Source organism: Pseudomonas segetis (genome assembly GCF_900188155.1).
Classification (GTDB): Bacteria; Pseudomonadota; Gammaproteobacteria; order Pseudomonadales; family Pseudomonadaceae; genus Aquipseudomonas; species Aquipseudomonas segetis.
In genome coordinates this window covers 291,278-308,321 of record NZ_FZOG01000004.1, presented here as the reverse complement: position 1 = coordinate 308,321, position 17,044 = coordinate 291,278, and the positions used below count along the sequence as shown (strand labels likewise).

The following is a 17,044-nucleotide window of genomic DNA, read 5'->3' as shown; positions in this document are numbered from 1 at the left end:
AAAGCGAGCCTGGCACAAAGGTTGAGCGGCGAAATTCTTTTTCGATGTCTCGCCAGTTGTTCAATCGTATTGTTCGCGAGTGGATCATTGTGACCTTGATTTTGATCCCGCTGACTGCCGTGCTCTCGCTGACCAATGCCCTTGGGTTTGACTCACTGATCTACGATCGCTTGCTCTCGCTGACCCGGCTGGGCAACGACCCGAGAATTCTTATTGTTAAAATCGACAATCGCAGCCTGTCCGAGATTGGCCGCTGGCCCTGGTCGCGAGAGGTTCACGCGGCCCTGCTTGATCGTTTGAGCGATGCCAAGCCCGCAGCCATTTTGTTTGATGTGGTTTTCACTGAACCTGGGCTTAGCCCCGCAGTAGATCGTCGTTTTGCCGATGCATTATGCAAGTCAGGCGTGGTGGTATTGCCATCCATACGCAAGCAAATCGCCCTGGAGGGCGGCGCCACGAGTGAGTTTCTGCCCGTGGAACCCCTGCGCCAATGTGCATGGGGAATTGGCCATATCAATGTGCAAGCCGACAGTGATGGCGTGGTGCGTAGTGTCCATTTGCGCGAAGGCATGGTTAATAAGCCACGGCTGCAGATGGCTTGGGTTGGTTACTCATTGGTTGATCCTGCCGGGGCAGGCCAGCTCCCGGGGCAGGCGTTGGCGGCCAACGCACAAGGCTGGGTTGATGACCATGTGATTCGTATTCCTTACCTGGGACGTGCCGACACATTTGCCAGTGTGTCCTACTCGAGTCTCCTGCGCGGCGAGGTGCCCGATTCGCTGCTGCGCAATCGTATTATCCTGATAGGTGCCACCGCGCCGGGCCTGGGCGATCGCTATGTCACGCCCATCTCGGCTAGCGCCGGGGTCACGCCTGGTATTGAAATTCAGGCCAATATCCTCAACGGCCTGTTGCAGGGGCGCAGCGTTGTCGAGCTTTCAGGGTGGCGCGCCATGCTCCTGGCTGTTGCGCCGGTCATGCTATTGCTGGCCATTATGTTGATATCTGGCCTGCGTTACGCGTTGCTGCTGAGTATGAGTGTGGTCATGCTGACGTTGCTGGCTTGCCTGATGTTGTTGCAGGCAGGTTGGTGGTGGCCGCCTTCGGCCAGTCTTCTCGGGGTTTTACTGGCTTATTTGCTGTGGAACTGGCGACGTTTGAGCGCGGCACTGGGCTATTTTGGCTGGGAGCTGGCGCGCCTTGATCAGGAGCCGCAAGTATTGCCCGAGCGTGCTTTCAAGAAGGGGCACATGACCGGGGATATTATCCAGCAGCGTATTGTCGCTCTGGAGCGCGCGGTTGATCAGGTGCGCAACACCAGAAGATTTATGACCGATGGTTTGGAGCATCTGCCGGTTGCCAGTTTGATGTGCCGTAGGGATGGAGACATCCTGTTCGCCAACCGACGTGCACGGGCGTTGGTCAAGGACCATAGCGTACGTCGTAGCCTAGCTAGCTATCTACAGCACCTGGGGCATCCGGATGTCAGCATTTTGGATACGAACGATCCGGAGCAGTTCAAGCGTCTCGGTGAGGTTGAGTTTCGCACTTCACATGGCTTGAGCCTGCGCACCGAGGTCGCCTCGATGATGACTGCAGAGCATGGAACAACGGCCGGCTGGCTAATCAGCCTGGTTGACTTGACCAGCGAGCGTGAGGCTGAAGAACAACGCGCGAGCATGCTGCGCTTTCTTTCGCATGACCTGCGCGCGCCGCATTCGGCAATCCTGTCGCTGCTTTCCATGCATCAGGCTGAAAATGATGGGCACGACCAGGTGTTTGCAAGTATCGATAAACAGGTGCGCCGGGCACTGCGCCTGACCGACGATTTCTTGCAACTGACCAAGGCTGAATCGTCCGAGTACAGATTTGAAGCGGTGCTGTTTGACAGCATTGTCCAGGACGCGGTTGATGAGGTGTGGACGCTGGCGCGCAACAAGATGATCAGGCTCAAGACGTGCTGGCCAGATGAGGAGGCCGTGGTGTCGGCTGACCCGGGCTTGCTGTGTCGCGCCCTGTTTAATTTGCTTGAGAATGCGATCAAGTACAGTCCTGCCAACACTTGTGTCAGCGTGACGCTATCGATAGAGCAAGGCATGGCAGTGTGCGTGATTGCGGATCAGGGAGAAGGCATCAGTGCTGAAAACATTGCCCAGCTGTTCAGGAATTACCAGCGCTTTTCCCTGGACACATCAGTTGGCGGTATTGGCCTGGGTTTGGCGATGGTCAAGGCCGTGGTCGAGCGCCACGGCGGCACTATCGAGTGTCAAAGCGTGGTGGGAGAGGGCAGCGTGTTTAGCTTGAAATTGCCATTGCTCGATGAGTCGCAGGCCTGAACCAGGCGTTTATCGCCGCCCGCACTACAAAAAAACCAGCGCTAGGCTGGTTTTTTTGTAGTGCGATTGCCTGCTTACTTTTTGTAAGCGGCAACGGCCTTGGTGATTTCAGCGCGGGCCGCGTCAGCATTGCCCCAGCCTTCAACCTTGACCCACTTGCCTTTTTCGAGGTCCTTGTAGTTCTCGAAGAAGTGCTTGATTTGTTCAAGCAGCAGCGCTGGCAGGTCGGTGTATTCCTTGATATCGACGTACAGCTGGCTCAGCTTGTCGTGCGGTACTGCAATCAGCTTGGCATCGCCACCGGCTTCGTCGGTCATGTGCAACACGCCAACCGGGCGAGCACGGATCACTGCGCCTGGCGCGACTGGGTAAGGGGTTACAACCAGTACATCGAGTGGGTCACCGTCGTCCGCAAGGGTGTTCGGGATGTAGCCGTAGTTGGCCGGGTAGAACATTGGCGTAGCCATGAAACGATCAACGAACAGGCAATCGCTGTCGTGATCGATCTCGTATTTGATCGGCGCGTGGTTGGCCGGAATCTCAATAGCGACGTAGATGTCGTTCGGAAGGTCTTTGCCTGCCGGAATCTTGCTGTAGCTCATGGGGTTAACTCCCTGGAAATGGGCCAAAAAAGTGGCGAGATTATAGGCGTATTCCCGCATGGTTGCTACGCTGGCGTAGTTAACCATTGGTCGCTTAGACGTATCGGTATAACACGGGCACGTTGCTGTGTTGCTGACGATAACTCGGCTGGGCCTGTTCCAGAAGCTTCAGGCGTTGCAGGGGATCTTGCCGGTAAAACAGGACAAACTGCGCGTAAACGCTTGGGAATGCCTGGTTCAGCAGGTCGGGCGCGCTGAAAAAATACTCGCTGCACACTGCAAAGAACTCTGCCGGGTTTTCCGCTGCATAGGCATCGATTGGTGGTGGGGCATGTGGTTGGGTGTCGAGGTGCAGGTTGAGCTGATCAAATGCAGCTTGCAGGGTGCTGGCCCACTCCTGGACGCGCATATTGTCGTGCAGCGGTGGCAGGCCATTGGCCGCCCCGTTGAGCATATCGATCTTGTGCGCCATCTCATGGATGACCAGGTTGTATGCATTCCATGCGCCGCTACTGCGAATGCCTGAGCAGGCAAGGATCACCGGCCCCTGTAGCCAGGCTTCACCGCTGTGCTCTCCGCTCCACTGGTGAACCACGCCGCTGGCGTCGCGTGCGCTTTGCGGGCTGATAAAGTCATCTGGGTACAGGATGATTTCATGGAAGCCGCGATACCAGCCCAGCTCGCCCAAATGCAGTATGGGCAGTTGGGCAAGGGTCGCCAGCGCCAGCCGATCAACGTCGCAAAGCTTTGCGCCATCGAGTTCTGTCAGGTGTTTTTCGTGCAGAAATAATACCGCTCGCTCCTGCAGACATTGCTCGTCTGGTGCATTGAGTCCGTCGGTAATGGGGAGGCGTCGGCGAACTTCGGCCCAGCTTTGCGCGCTTACCGGGTTATTGGCAAGGATTCGCCTGCGTCGCCATTTACGCAATATCCACATCCCGGCTGCTCCCCATATTTGGCTGGATATAGCTTAAGCCTCCACCTTGACAGGCAACAAGCTCAGCAGAAAAACGGCACAAAGGCTGCACAGGTTTACCCGGGACGCCGATTCATCGTTCGCGAGGGAGGGTTTGAGATGCCTACAGAGTGCATGGAGCATCCAGCAGCCACAGTGGTTTACGGCCATGGAATAGACCTGCCGCGCCAAGCGGCGCGGGTCAGGGCGATGTGGGTCGCCGGGCGTAACGGACGGCCTCCTGTATTGATGGTGGCATTACTTTGGGCACGTGAATGCGCCGATGTGGTGCAAAGTATCGAGCATTACCTCGATGCATTGTTTGCCGACTACCGCTGTACGCCGCAATCCTGGAGCGAGGCGCAAGCAGCGCGTCAAGTACTCGCGGCTCTGAATCAACAGCTGTTTCGTCGCAAGCAGGCCGGACGTGAAATTGCAGAACTAAATGTCGGCCTGCTGCTGTTGCAGGAGGGGAGCGTGCAGTTCTTGCAGGCGGGCTCTATAGGCTTGCTGCGTTACCAAAACAACAATATTCATACGCTGGTAGGGCGCGATGGACTGCAAATTGGCGAGCAGGCCGAGCTTGCGCTGATCCAGTACAGCCTGCCGTTGAACGAGGGTGATTTGTTGCTTCTGGCGCCTCAGCCACTGCTCGGCGTGGCCGATCTCAACGCCTATCAGAATGCCTGCCAGCGCTGTTGCACAACCGAATTACAGGGCCTGCTTGAACCCTTGTTGAGTGCGCCAAGTGCCGGGGCCTTGCTTTTGTCGGGTGATTCAAGCCAGTTCGACCGGCAGGCAGGTACAGCGACCTGGCCGGTGGTCGAGAACGCCACTGTAGGCATGCAAATAGATGGCTGGACCATCACCGGGAGTTGTTCATTTGGGCCGCCCGGGCGTGTGTTCAAGGCGCTTGATGCTGCCGGGCGCTGTGCGCTCCTGTGGCTGTCGGAACAGCCTGCCGATGATGTTTTCTGGCAGCGTGAGTGGGCCATGCGCCGCAGTCCTGTGCCGGGTTTGCCTCAAGTTCTTTCGGCATTTAACCCTCGTGAGCATGCGTTCACCCTGTTTGAGTACCCATCTGCGGATATGCGCAGTTTGGCTGACTGGGCTGCCGGGCGCGGGCCCTTGGCAGTGCAAGGGGTCATGTCGATTATCAAGCAGGCGATAGACGGGGTTCGTGCCCTGCAGCGCCGAGGCATGCAGGGCTTGTGGTTGAATCCGCGCAATATTCTGATTGCCGAGTCTGGGCGAGTCTTGTTATTCGCAGAGCATGCTGTATTGATTCCGGGGGCGCCACGCCAGGCCATGCCAGTTGATGCCTTGCCATTGGCGCCTGAGATGCGAATGGCTGGAGGACGCGTGGATGGGCGAGCTGATCAGTTCGCCTTGGCAGCCTTAGCCTACTGGCTGCTATGTGGCCAGTGGCCAGAAATTGCCCGTCCAGAAGCCAGTCCAGTGAGTCACTATGTGCCATTGGCGAACTTCAATCGACGACTGCCTGAGGGCTGGGACGGCGTGCTGGCGAGGGCCTTGGCGCCCCAGGCCGCGTCCCGCTTCGATGCCCTTTCTGAGTTTCAGCAGGCCTTGCAGCAACCACTTCAGCAAAGCCCGGGTAGCAGCAAGTCGGCCAGTAAAGTCGTCAGTTGGCGAGTATGGGTGGTCGGCATCTTGTTGTTGCAGTTGAGCATTGGCTTGTTGGTGAGCCTCGCCCGTTGACGCGATTGCCAGCAGTGGTTTGATCTTGTGCAAGCCACTGCTGGCGCAGGGCTCAGTCAGGGTTGATTGGCAGCAGGTAGTTCTTGAATTGCTCGTCAACCACAAAGCCAATGGACTCGTAAACTTTCTGTGCCACTTCGTTATCGCTGCTGGTGGACACACGCATGCGCACGGCATTGGTGTCTTTGGCCATTTTCTTCGCGGTTTGGATCAAGCGATCAGCGACCAGTTGGCGGCGAGCGTCTTCGGCAACGTAGATGTCGTTGAGAATCCACACCCGCTTGAGGGCCAGAGATGAATAGCTCGGATAAAGCTGGCAAAAGCCAAGCAGTTTGTCTTCATCATCAGCCAATGACAGGTAAATCACCGATTCCTTGCGGCGCAGGCGTTTCTCCAGAAAGGCCCGCGACGAGTCCGGGAAAGACAGTTCACCGTAGAACTCACGGTATTTGACGAACAGAGGGGTCAACAGATCCAAGTGTTCCAGCGTGGCTTGAACGATGCGCATTGCAGGCCTCAGTATCAGTAGTTGGGCGGGCTTGACCTGTAGTGCTTTAACAGCAGCCAGTCCCCGTGTTGGCTCAAAAAAACAAGCATGGCTTATGCCAGTATCGGGATTGATGCTGCCTAGAAAAAATGGAAAGTGCAATCCAAGCAAGCGTTTGCTCTGTGTTGGGCTGTTGCCCTAGAAAATCGTGCTGGGAGGCAGGCCACATATTGCATGTGGCCTGCGTTGTGGCTAGAAGAAGCCCAGTGGGTTGATGTCGTAGCTGATCAGCAGGTTTTTGGTTTGCTGGTAATGATCGAGCATCATTTTGTGAGTTTCACGGCCCACGCCGGACTTTTTATAGCCACCGAACGCCGCATGCGCCGGGTAGAGGTGGTAGCAGTTGGTCCAGACCCGACCTGCTTTAATTGCCCGGCCCATGCGGTACGCACGGTTGATGTCGCGGGTCCAAAGGCCTGCTCCCAGGCCGAACTCGGTGTCGTTGGCGATGGCTAGCGCCTCTGCTTCATCCTTGAATGTGGTCACCCCAACCACCGGGCCAAAGATTTCTTCCTGGAAGACGCGCATCTTGTTGGTGCCTTTGAGCAGTGTCGGCTGGATGTAATAGCCGCTTGCCAGGTCACCCTCAAGGGTTTCGCTGGCTCCTCCGGTAAGCAGTTCTGCACCTTCCTGTTGGGCTATCTCGAGGTAGCTCAGGATTTTATCGTATTGCTGTTCCGAGGCCTGGGCGCCAACCATGGTTTCTGTATCCAGTGGATTGCCGCGCTTGATCTGCTTGATCTTCTTCATCACTTCGAGCATGAAGGGTTCGTAGATCGACTCCTGAACCAATGCCCGGGAAGGGCAGGTGCAGACTTCGCCTTGGTTGAAGAAGGCCAGCACCAGGCCTTCGGCGGCCTTTTCAATGAACTCGGGCTCGGCCTGCATGATGTCTTCGAAGAACAGGTTGGGGGATTTGCCACCTAGCTCCACGGTCGAGGGAATGATGTTTTCAGCCGCGCATTTGAGAATATGCGAGCCCACGGGCGTTGAGCCGGTAAAGGCAATCTTGGCGATTCGCTTGCTGGTGGCCAGCGCTTCACCCGCTTCGCGACCATAACCCTGGACGATGTTGAGCACCCCGGCAGGTAGCAGGTCGCCGACCAGCTGGGCAAACAGGGTGATCGAAAGGGGTGTTTGTTCCGCTGGCTTGAGGACCACGCAATTACCTGCTGCCAGAGCCGGGGCGAGCTTCCAGGCGGCCATCAGCAGTGGAAAGTTCCATGGGATGATCTGGCCAACCACTCCCAGCGGCTCGTGGAAATGGTAGGCCGCCGTGTGTTCATCAATTTCTGCGGCGCTGCCTTCCTGGGCGCGAATACAACCGGCGAAATAGCGAAAGTGGTCGGCAGCCAGGGGGACGTCGGCATTCAGGGTTTCGCGTACGGCTTTGCCGTTGTCCCAGGTTTCGGTGACCGCCAGCAGTTCAAGGTTCTCTTCGATACGGTCAGCGATTTTCAGCAGGATAAGGGCGCGTGCCTGGGGTGAAGTTTTGCCCCAGGCATCCGCGGCGCTGTGGGCTGCATCCAGTGCAAGCTCGATATCAGCCGCGCGAGAGCGGGGAAACTCGGCTATCACCGAGGCGTCTATTGGGCTGGTATTGGTGAAATACTCGCCATCGACTGGGTCAACGAACTGGCCTCCAATAAAGTTGCCATAACGCGTCTTGAATGAAACAACCGAGCCTGGCGTTCCGGGTTTGGCGTAAATCATGATGTGGGCCTCTCTTGTGTTGTGGTGATGCACATCAAGGTCAGCGGTGGCAGCCCATGGGCATCACGTGGTCAATCTAGGGGAACCTCTGCAAAGCTGCTGCCCTCGATACTACTGAGGCAGCCTAGGCTGGTGCAGCCCATGTTGGGTTAAAAGCAGGCTGAACAAACTTCAGTTGGGCAGCCCTTGCTGCGGTCCAATGGGGTGAACGACCCGAATCAAATGCTCATTTAGGCGCACACAAGGCGAGCGCGTTCTCGGCTACTTTTTCGCATTTGTTCCTCGCTGTCGTTCGCCCTTAGGGCCGGCCCTTGTCTGTTTCTCCTGTGGATCGCTGCGCTTTGTCCTATCCTGGCCTGCTTGCTTAATTTCAGATGTTCCCAGATGAGAATCAGCCAAAGGCATTGGGCTCGGCTCGGCGCACACTTTGCGTTTGTACACTGCCTAGATAGAGATTAGTCGCTCGCAGGCTTATCGGCCTGCTCTGCTGTGCTAATCTGCGGCGAGATTTTGTCGGGCTGCTGCGGCCCGTTTTTTGAGGTTTAGGTTTTTCATGCATATCCACATCCTTGGTATTTGCGGCACATTCATGGGCTCCATGGCGGTCTTGGCCAAGGAGCTGGGCCACCATGTCACCGGTTCCGATGCCAACGTATACCCGCCAATGAGTACCCAGCTTGAAGCCCAGGGCATCGAGCTCACCCAGGGCTATGATCCAGCGCAGCTTGAGCCCGCTCCTGATCTGGTGGTGATTGGCAACGCCATGTCGCGTGGTAATCCGGCAGTCGAGTATGTATTGAACAAAGGCTTGCCTTACGTCAGCGGGCCGCAGTGGCTGGCCGATCATGTGCTGCAAGGCCGCTGGGTGCTGGCCGTGGCCGGTACCCATGGCAAAACCACCAGCAGCAGCATGTTGGCGTGGGTGCTTGAGCATGCTGGTATGAGTCCGGGGTTCCTGATTGGTGGTGTGCCGCAGAACTTTGGTGTCTCGGCACGTTTGGGTGCTACCCCATTTTTCGTCATTGAGGCGGATGAATATGACAGCGCGTTCTTTGACAAGCGTTCCAAGTTTGTCCATTACCGGCCACGTACCGCGATTCTGAACAACCTCGAGTTTGATCATGCGGACATCTTTCCTGATCTGGCGGCGATTGAGCGTCAGTTCCACCATCTGGTACGTACCATTCCAAGCGAAGGTCTGGTTATTCATCCTACTGCTGAAGCTGCGCTGAAGCGGGTAGTCGAGATGGGGTGCTGGACGCCGGTGCAAACCACCGGCGCTGATGGCCAGTGGCAGGCACGTTTGCTGAGTGAGGACGGCGCTCGTTTTGAAGTGCTGTTTGAGGGTCGGGTCGAGGGTATTGTCGACTGGGCGCTGACCGGCCAGCACAACGTCGCTAACGCACTGGCTGTGCTGGCTGCCGCGCGGCATGTCGGAGTTGTGCCCGCACTGGGCATTGAAGCGCTGTGCCTGTTCAAAAATGCCAAGCGGCGGATGGAGAAGGTCGCCGAAGTCAAGGGTGTGACCATCTATGATGATTTCGCCCATCATCCAACGGCGATCGCCACGACCCTCGACGGTTTGCGCAAGCAAATAGGTTCGGCCAAGCTGATTGCAGTTATCGAGCCGCGTTCCAATTCGATGAAGCTTGGTGCTCACCGCGATGGTTTGCCTGGCTCTGTGCATCAGGCGGATCAAGTGTATTGGTATGCTCCGGCAAACCTGGGCTGGGACCTGGCGGCGGTCGTGGCTTCATCCTCGGTGCCAACCACCGTCTGCGACTCGCTCGACGCCATTATTGCAGGGGTCAAGGCCCAGGCAGAGCCGGGAACACAAGTGGTGGTGATGAGCAATGGTGGCTTCGGCGGCCTGCACAGTAAATTAGCGAAGGCGCTGGAGGCATAAGCATGCAAGGCCCGGAACGCGTTACCTTGGCGATGACAGGTGCTTCTGGCGCCCAGTATGGGCTGCGCCTGCTGGATTGCCTGGTGCAGGAAGAGCGTGAGGTGCATTTTCTGATTTCCAAGGCGGCACAACTGGTCATGGCGACCGAAACGGACGTAACCCTGCCTGCCAAGCCACAAGCGATGCAGGCTTTTCTGAGCGAGTACACCGGGGCTGCGCCTGAGCAAATCCGGGTCTATGGCAAGGAAGACTGGATGTCGCCAGTGGCTTCAGGATCTGGCTCGCCGAGCGCGATGGTGGTTGTACCCTGTTCAACCGGTACCCTTTCTGCAATTGCCACTGGCGCCTGCAATAACCTGATCGAGCGAGCGGCAGATGTCACCCTCAAGGAGCGTCGGCAGTTGATCCTGGTTCCGCGCGAGGCTCCATTTTCCAGTATTCACCTGGAAAACATGCTCAAGCTGTCCAACCTCGGGGCGACAATATTGCCGGCGGCGCCTGGCTTTTACCACCAACCGCAGACCATTGATGACTTGATCGATTTTGTAGTCGCGCGAATCCTCAATTGCCTTGGCATTCCACAAGATATGTTGCCACGCTGGGGTGAGCATCATCACGTTAGTCGCGATGACTAAACACTTTTTTGGCATCGCGCCAATGCTTGCATTGCTTTTAGTCACAAGCGGCTGCGCCACTGTAAGCACACTTGATGCAGCCAAGGCCGATGCCCCGGTGGTTTATGCCGGAACCCGGCTCGACTGGTATGTGCTCAATGGCGGCTGTTGCCCGCTGGACCGTTTTGGTGCACAGGCCCCGGCAATGCCTGGGCTGGACCTGCCCTTCAGTGCCTTGCTCGATACGCTGCTGTTGCCTTTGTCGTTGATTACCGCCCTGGGCGGTACCTTGAATGTCACTGGCGGTCTTTAACTGCTGGGCGTGATCAATTCAAGTTCGCGCAAGAAACTCATCACTTTTTCCTGCGGCATCTCGCAAGGTTTGAGCAGTGCTGTGTTGGCGGTGATGTAGTAGTTGAAGCTGATAAAGTCAGTGCCACCGAGCTCTTCGGCATAGACCTTGATGCTTTGACCTGCATTGAAGTCGCTGCGGCTAATGCTGTAGGTACGGCCGAATGCCTTGGCTTTGCTGGCGCCGAGAGGAATTTTGTTGATCAGTTGGATGCGTTGATCGTCCATGCTTGGCTTCCAGGATTAAGCGTTAAGTCGCGCCCCTTTGGGCCATGGCAACGCAGTAGTCGTGCTGTTTTGCTTAGTCCGCCCAGCCCGAATAGACGTAGGTCATGGCTTTGGGGCCTTGCAGGTAGCGTTTGTCCAGCTCGCCAATCCTGAAGCCGCCGGCACTTATCAGGGCTGGAATATCGCGATTTAGGTGGCAGCCGCCAGCCAGCGGCTTCCAGATGGGCGTGAGTCGATTCTGCCAGCGCACTACCCTGGCGTCGGGGGCCAGGCCGTGCTCGCAAAACAGCAGGCGCCCCTGAGGCTTGAGCACTCGGCGCATTTCTTTAAGCGCGGTGGCCGTGTCGGCAATGGTGCAAAGGGTGAAGGTGCAGACAATGCTGTCGAAACTGGCGTCGGCGGCTTTGATCTGGCCAAGTTCCAGGGCAATCATTTCAATTGGGATCGGGGTTCTGGCAGCTCGTTCTCGCGCCAGCTTTTGCATCTCGGCAGAGGGATCAACGCCAACCACGGCGCTGACTTTTTCCGGGTCATAAAACTCAAGGTTGAGACCGCTGCCGATGCCTATTTCAAGCACTCTGCCGTGGGCCTGAGGAACAATCTTGGAGCGCGCCTTCATGACTTCGCCCATGCCGCAGGCAAAGTCAATTAAGCGTGGCAATACAAAGCGATCGTACAGGTTCATCAGCCCGTCCTGTTAATCGTCAGTCCTGCGCTTCTGACTCGTCATCGTCATCATTGTTACCCGTAATGGCGGCGAAGCACTTGAGCTTATGCGATTGTTCGGCCCCTGCGATATTCCAATGTTCATTGCTGCTGTCATAAGTCGCGGCGCTGATCTGGCCCAGGGTGAACTGCCAGTGACGGCGATCGCGGCCGTCTATGCACTCCATGCTTAGCAGCGGCTTGGCTTGGCTGTCGGTGCTGGCTGAGCCGGCGCTGACCTGTGCGAGCAGTTCTTTGTCGAGGCTGAATTGCCAGGCGTACAGGCCGTCGATTTCCAGCATGTCGGCATCGACCAGGGCTTCAATCAGGCTGTTGTGAGTAGTGCTCATATTCAGCGTTTCCCAGTGTTAGCGGCCTAACCGGCGCAGTTGATCGGACTCGATGATGCGTGTGCCATCATCCTCCTCAAGCGCCAGGCGCCATAAGGCACGGGCCAATACGGTGGTCTCAATGCCGTGATATTTGCCGGGCACCAAGCGTGATAATGGCATCAGCACACGTTCGCCCAGGCGAAACTCCGCGCGAGGACCTATCAACAGAGAAGGGCGCGCTATGGTCAGTTGCGGCCAACCCTGTTGTTTCAGGGCTTGTTCGGTCTGGCCTTTGACCTGGTTGTAGAACACCGAAGAGTTGGCGTCTGCGCCAAGCGCGCTGACCACCAGCAAGTGGCGGGCGCCCAGGTCACGGGCGCGCTGGGCGAATGCCAGGACCAGGTCATGATCCACCGCGCGGAACGCTTCTTTTGAACCCGCTTGCTTGATTGTTGTACCCAGGCAGCAAAAGGCGGTATCGACCTGGCCGCTCAGTTGCGGCAATACATCCAGTAGCTCACCCACGGGGTTTTCCAGGTGAGGGTGTTCGGCCAGCGCACGACGGGTAGGCGCCAGAACCCTTGCAACCGTAGGTTCATTGAGCAGCCTGTCGAGCAAATGCTCGCCAGTAAGACCGGTCGCGCCTGCAAGCAAGATGTGTTGAGGGGTCAAATACATAGTTGTTGTTTCTCCGCTGATACATATCAGCTTATCAGGCCGTGGCGAACTATTGCGCGATAGGCAAGAAATCTGCGTCTGGTTATCATTTTTTCAGTGTTTCAACTGTGGTTGAGTCAGTGGATTTGATCATCAGCGCGCGTTTTGCTTGATCGGCACGCAGTGCCTGCCAGTGTTTGATCACCTGTTGCGCGGCCCAGATCTGTGGCTCTGATGGGGCGAAGTCCTGTTCCTTTTCGCGCTTGCTGACCTCCGCCTTGGCCAATTCAAATGCACGTTCAAGGTCATCCGTCTGGTTCAGTGCGTTGGCAAACAGTGCCCGGCCAAAATAGGTGAAGTCGTTGTCGTCGGAGCAGCCGAACGATACGCGATCAGTGCGCGAGGCCGTGATTACCAAGGTGCGCTGGTCTTTTAGCGCGGGGATAAAACCACCGGAGTAACAAGCAGAGATCACGACGACTTTGTCGCGGTCGGCCAAGGGCTTGAGCAAGGCACCAAGTTCACTGGCGGGTAAGTCGGAGAGCTGGATGCGTGGTATATCCAGGCTTAATTCATGATTGCGTGAGCCGTGACTGGTCAAATAGATAAACACCAGGTCTTCTGGCCCGGTGCGTTGCGCTATTGCTTCTACCGCGCGGCGAATGCTTTCGCGGGTAGCCAGTGGCCGATCATTTATGTGATCCCGGTGATTGATCAAGGCGATTGTGCCCCGTGCGGAAAACCGTTTTTGCAGCAGGTCATCGACGTAGTTCGCTTCGCGCATGAAGACGCTTTGCTTACCGTCTCCGGCGACCGTAAGGGCATAGATTTCTTGTTCAGCCGTCGATTGTGGCAACTGCTTGATTGTGTTTTCCAGCAGCTTGCCTTGTTCGAGTAAGCCAACCTCAAGTGGATCGACAAGGGGGTTACCCTGCACATCGCGGATCAATTGGCCATTTAGCCAGGTCCCGGATTTTATGCTGCCATCGGCCAGCGTTAAGATGCCTGGCCCCGTGTACTCGCCGTAGATGAAGTGTCCGTCGTACTGGCTGCCATCAGCCAGGGTCAGGTGACCTCGGCCGTTGTATGACCAATCATCCAACTGTCCCAGATAGTGGCTGCCGTCGGCACCTTTGAACTCACCGTGGCCATTCAGTGCGCCGTTACTGAATTCACCGCTCCAGACATCGCCGTCAGCGGTTTGATAGCGACCGCTGCCAACAAACTGGTCATCGACAAAGTTTCCGGTATAGAGGTCGCCATCGCTGCTTTTAAAGCTTCCAGGGCCATTGAGTAAGCCGTTGTTGAATACCCCACTGAACTGGTTGCCGTATTCATCGCGGCGCACGCCATGGCCATTGGCTTTGCCTGCACTGAACTGGCCACTGTAGTTGCTCTTGTCGGGGGAATCGAGCGAGCCCAAGCCGCTGAATTGGCCTTGTTGGAACTGGCCGGTATAGAGGGTTGAATTGTGCTTCAAGGTACCTTCGCCGGCGTACAGACCCTGGCTGAAACCACCTTTGTAGTGACTGCCGTCTGCCAGGGTGAGCTCACCCTGGCCCTCATAAAGGCCTTGCTTGAACTGGCCGATGTAGTGCTCACCGTTGCCTTTGCGCAGTTCGCCGGTACCGCTCATTCGACCATCCTTGAACTCACCTTGGTACCAGCCACCATCAGCAAAATCCAGGCGTCCCGGACCTTGCAGCAAGCCATCGACTACCTGGCCGCGATAGCGCGAGCCGTCGGGGAGCGTGGCGTTGGCCGGTAGCAGTGGCTCGCCCTCGCCACAGGCCACCAGAAACAGTGTGAGCGTTACGGCAGCCACCTTGGTGAAACGGCGCATATTGAACATCCCTGGAAATACAGAGTTGAAGTATGCAGCAAAGCAACGGTTGAAGAACTAGACGGGGGTGACCCAGGATGGAATTTGATCAGGGCCTTTACTCTGGGCAAAGGTTGTAGTGATGGCGGCAGGTCACCGCCGCCATCATGGTTCAGGCTAAACGAAGCAGAGCGTGAGTATTTCAGATATGTAGGCTGGCTTTTCAGACCCTTCGATTTCAAGAACCGCGCGGACCTTGAGCAGCCATTGCCCTGGGTTTTTTTCGTGGACATCAAGCAGGGTGGCGACCAGGCGCACCTTGGAATCGACCTTGACCGGCTGGATGAAGCGTACAGAATCAAAGCCGTAGTTGATGGCCATTTTCAGGCCTTCAGGTACCAGCATGATGCCGTCCATGAGCATCGGGATCAGCGACAGGGACAAGAAACCGTGCGCAATGGTTGAGCCAAATGGGGTCTGCCTGGCTTTCTCTGGGTCGACGTGAATGAATTGATGGTCGCCGGTGCAGTCGGCGAACTGATTGATGCGTTGTTGATCAATAGTTAACCACTTGGAGCGACCCAGTTCTTTACCGATGGAGCTTTTCAACTCTTCAATTTTCACCTGCGGCATATTCCCTCCTTGGGGAGACGTTTTGTTCTTTTAGGTGTATTGCCTCAAGAACTTAGATCACCATGGCCCGGTTTCAGGGTCAAGCACCATGTTGCTTTTTGAATACTGGGTTATAGGCGAGCCCATAGGCAGCCTATAATGGTTAGGTTTGCTGGGCGCAATGCGCGCCTCGATCACCTGATGCGTGCGCGATGATATGCAGCCACGCCATTATCCTGCGGAGATTCACAATGCTGTTGCGCGGCCTTTCCTGGCTGGTGCTGTGTCAATTATTGGGCACGGCGCTGAATGTTTTATTTTTCCCGATTTTGCCGGGGCCGATTATCGGCATGATGCTGTTGTTTGTGTTTCTACTTGTTCGTGGCGAGGTCGATGCGCCGTTGCGCGAAGCCGCGAGCAGCCTGCTCAAATACCTCCCGCTGATCCTTGTGCCGCCCGCTGTAGGGGTGATGGCCTATGCCACCGACATTGCCGCCGACTTCTGGGCGGTGGTCGGTGCGCTGGTGCTTTCATTGGTTCTTTCACTGGTCTTCGCCGGTTGGTTGATGCAAAAGCTGATCGAGCGCCAGGTACGTAAGCAGGGTGGCCTATGACCCTTGACTGGCTGGCGGCGTGGCAAGCGGTTACTCACCATCCGCTGTTTGGCGTGGGAATCACCCTGGGCGCCTATCAACTGGCAATGGTGGGTTATGAGAAGACGCGCTGGGTCTTTTTGCAGCCGGTATTGGTGTCGATGGTCATCGTTATCGCCGTGCTGCTGATCTGTGGTCTGAGCTACGCCGAGTACAAGCTCAGCGTTGAATCCATGACCCTGTTCCTTGGCCCGGCCACTGTTGCCCTGGCCGTGCCCCTGTACCTTAACTTGCGCAGAATCCGCCAACTGTTCTGGCCAACAGTGACAACCTTATTGGTTGGTGGCCTTGTTGCCACCTGCCTAGGCATTGGCATTGCATGGTTATTCGGGGCTGAACCCTTGATGCTGATGAGTATCGCGCCCAAGTCGGTTACCTCGCCGATTGCCATGTTGGTGGCCGATCAAATTGGAGGCATTGCGGCACTGGCTGCGGTGTTTGTGATGCTGACCGGTGTTGTTGGCGCCATTCTCGGGCCTTCATTGTTGCGCATCTTTGGTGTGCATCATCATGCTGCGGTCGGGTTGGCGCTAGGCATCAGCGCGCATGCTGTCGGTACGTCACGAGCGATGCAGGAAAGCGAGGAGTGTGGAGCGTTTGCCGCACTGGCCATGAGTTTGATGGGTATGCTGACGGCTGTGCTGCTGCCGTTGGCTTTTGTGTTACTGAGGTGAGGAGGTTGTTGTGCACCTGCCATTGTTTCCGTTGAATACGGTGTTGTTTCCTGGCTGTTTGCTGGATCTGCAAATTTTCGAAGCGCGCTACCTCGACATGGTCAGCCGCTGCATGAAGCAAGGCCAAGGCTTTGGCGTGGTGTGCATTCTTGAAGGCAATGAAGTCGGTGCCGCGGCCGCAGAGTTCTCGGCAATAGGTTGTGAAGCCCTGGTTCGTGACTTCCAGCAGCAGCCCAATGGCTTGCTAGGTATTCGCGTACAGGGCGCACGCCGCTTTCGTGTTGAGCGGGCGCAGCTTTTGGCCGATCAACTGACCATGGCCGACATCACCTGGCTGGATGAGGCGCCTGAACAACCATTGCTGGAAGAGCATGCCGACCTCAATGCCTTGCTCCATGCGTTGGCGGTGCATCCCATGGTCGAGGCGTTGGGCATGGAAGGCCAGGCGAATGGCCAAGCGGATCTGGCCAATCAGTTGGCTTACCTGTTACCGCTTGAGCCCGAGCAGAAAATTCAATTGCTGGGCATTGACCAGCCCTTGGAGCGCCTGGCGTTGCTGCAAGAAGTACTTGATCAATTGCAGGCCGAGCTTAACGCCTGACCTGCATTGTCCATGTC

The 17,044-nt window shown here is 56.6% G+C and carries 18 protein-coding genes; 8 read left to right on the top strand and 10 right to left on the bottom strand.

Features of this window, described 5'->3' with window-relative positions; genetic code table 11:
* The first annotated feature begins 44 nt into the window (after nucleotides 1-44).
* Complete coding sequence (locus CHB79_RS15340) at nucleotides 45-2,336, top strand: CHASE2 domain-containing protein (RefSeq protein WP_089360554.1); 2,292 nt, start codon at nucleotides 45-47, stop codon at nucleotides 2,334-2,336.
* Between the two features lie 74 nt (nucleotides 2,337-2,410).
* On the opposite strand, the gene ppa is transcribed toward CHB79_RS15340, so the two are convergent.
* Entirely contained in the window at nucleotides 2,411-2,938 is a 528-nt protein-coding gene (gene ppa, locus CHB79_RS15335) for an inorganic diphosphatase (protein WP_087515588.1), read from the bottom strand.
* Nucleotides 2,939-3,032: 94 nt separating this feature from the next.
* The gene (locus tag CHB79_RS15330; RefSeq protein WP_089360553.1) at nucleotides 3,033-3,875 is read right to left on the bottom strand and encodes a M90 family metallopeptidase; all 843 of its coding nucleotides are present in this window, start codon (nucleotides 3,873-3,875) and stop codon (nucleotides 3,033-3,035) included.
* Nucleotides 3,876-4,013: 138 nt separating this feature from the next.
* Between CHB79_RS15330 and CHB79_RS15325 the strand changes: the two genes are divergently transcribed.
* Complete coding sequence (locus CHB79_RS15325; RefSeq protein ID WP_176443204.1) at nucleotides 4,014-5,612, top strand: serine/threonine-protein kinase; 1,599 nt, start codon at nucleotides 4,014-4,016, stop codon at nucleotides 5,610-5,612.
* 52 nt (nucleotides 5,613-5,664) lie between these two features.
* Here CHB79_RS15325 and CHB79_RS15320 read toward each other — a convergent pair whose 3' ends face one another.
* Entirely contained in the window at nucleotides 5,665-6,120 is a 456-nt protein-coding gene (locus tag CHB79_RS15320; protein ID WP_089360552.1) for a GNAT family N-acetyltransferase, read from the bottom strand.
* A gap of 231 nt (nucleotides 6,121-6,351) precedes the next feature.
* Nucleotides 6,352-7,872 (bottom strand): acetaldehyde dehydrogenase ExaC, encoded by a 1,521-nt coding sequence (gene exaC, locus CHB79_RS15315; RefSeq protein ID WP_089360551.1) that lies wholly within the window; start codon nucleotides 7,870-7,872, stop codon nucleotides 6,352-6,354.
* Between the two features lie 553 nt (nucleotides 7,873-8,425).
* Between exaC and mpl the strand changes: the two genes are divergently transcribed.
* From mpl to CHB79_RS15300, 3 genes are read left to right on the top strand one after another with little or no spacing between them, the layout of a single operon-like run.
* Complete coding sequence (gene mpl / locus CHB79_RS15310) at nucleotides 8,426-9,778, top strand: UDP-N-acetylmuramate:L-alanyl-gamma-D-glutamyl-meso-diaminopimelate ligase (protein WP_089360550.1); 1,353 nt, start codon at nucleotides 8,426-8,428, stop codon at nucleotides 9,776-9,778.
* A 2-nt stretch (nucleotides 9,779-9,780) separates the two neighbouring features.
* Nucleotides 9,781-10,413, top strand: a complete 633-nt coding sequence (gene ubiX / locus CHB79_RS15305; protein WP_010487204.1) for a flavin prenyltransferase UbiX — start codon at nucleotides 9,781-9,783, stop codon at nucleotides 10,411-10,413.
* Nucleotides 10,406-10,705 carry a YceK/YidQ family lipoprotein gene (locus CHB79_RS15300; RefSeq protein WP_036988204.1) on the top strand — a complete coding sequence of 100 codons (300 nt, stop codon included), beginning with the start codon at nucleotides 10,406-10,408 and terminating at the stop codon, nucleotides 10,703-10,705. The genes ubiX and CHB79_RS15300 overlap by 8 nt, the downstream gene beginning before the upstream one ends.
* Here the strand turns inward: CHB79_RS15300 and CHB79_RS15295 are convergent.
* The 6 genes from CHB79_RS15295 to CHB79_RS15270 form a co-directional block, all read right to left on the bottom strand.
* Nucleotides 10,702-10,971, bottom strand: a complete 270-nt coding sequence (locus tag CHB79_RS15295; RefSeq protein ID WP_089360549.1) for a peptide methionine sulfoxide reductase — start codon at nucleotides 10,969-10,971, stop codon at nucleotides 10,702-10,704. The genes CHB79_RS15300 and CHB79_RS15295 overlap by 4 nt on opposite strands.
* A gap of 73 nt (nucleotides 10,972-11,044) precedes the next feature.
* Complete coding sequence (locus CHB79_RS15290; RefSeq protein ID WP_010487210.1) at nucleotides 11,045-11,656, bottom strand: class I SAM-dependent methyltransferase; 612 nt, start codon at nucleotides 11,654-11,656, stop codon at nucleotides 11,045-11,047.
* 19 nt (nucleotides 11,657-11,675) lie between these two features.
* Entirely contained in the window at nucleotides 11,676-12,026 is a 351-nt protein-coding gene (locus tag CHB79_RS15285; protein ID WP_010487211.1) for a DUF5629 family protein, read from the bottom strand.
* Nucleotides 12,027-12,044: 18 nt separating this feature from the next.
* Nucleotides 12,045-12,686: an oxidoreductase gene (locus tag CHB79_RS15280; protein WP_010487213.1), complete on the bottom strand. Its 642-nt coding sequence runs from the start codon at nucleotides 12,684-12,686 to the stop codon at nucleotides 12,045-12,047.
* Between the two features lie 85 nt (nucleotides 12,687-12,771).
* Nucleotides 12,772-14,508, bottom strand: a complete 1,737-nt coding sequence (locus CHB79_RS15275) for a C13 family peptidase (RefSeq protein ID WP_089360612.1) — start codon at nucleotides 14,506-14,508, stop codon at nucleotides 12,772-12,774.
* A 156-nt stretch (nucleotides 14,509-14,664) separates the two neighbouring features.
* On the bottom strand, nucleotides 14,665-15,120 hold the full coding sequence (locus CHB79_RS15270; RefSeq protein ID WP_089360548.1) for a MaoC family dehydratase: 456 nt from the start codon (nucleotides 15,118-15,120) through the stop codon (nucleotides 14,665-14,667).
* 230 nt (nucleotides 15,121-15,350) lie between these two features.
* On the opposite strand from CHB79_RS15270, the gene CHB79_RS15265 reads away from it, so the two are divergent.
* The 3 genes from CHB79_RS15265 to CHB79_RS15255 are packed head-to-tail and all read left to right on the top strand — an operon-like array spanning nucleotide 15,351 to nucleotide 17,027.
* Entirely contained in the window at nucleotides 15,351-15,713 is a 363-nt protein-coding gene (locus tag CHB79_RS15265) for a CidA/LrgA family protein (RefSeq protein WP_089360547.1), read from the top strand.
* The gene (locus CHB79_RS15260; RefSeq protein WP_089360546.1) at nucleotides 15,710-16,426 is read left to right on the top strand and encodes an LrgB family protein; all 717 of its coding nucleotides are present in this window, start codon (nucleotides 15,710-15,712) and stop codon (nucleotides 16,424-16,426) included. Before CHB79_RS15265 ends, CHB79_RS15260 begins: the two co-directional genes overlap by 4 nt.
* Before the next feature lie 10 nt (nucleotides 16,427-16,436).
* Nucleotides 16,437-17,027 (top strand): LON peptidase substrate-binding domain-containing protein, encoded by a 591-nt coding sequence (locus CHB79_RS15255; protein ID WP_089360545.1) that lies wholly within the window; start codon nucleotides 16,437-16,439, stop codon nucleotides 17,025-17,027.
* The last annotated feature ends 17 nt before the right edge of the window (nucleotides 17,028-17,044 follow it).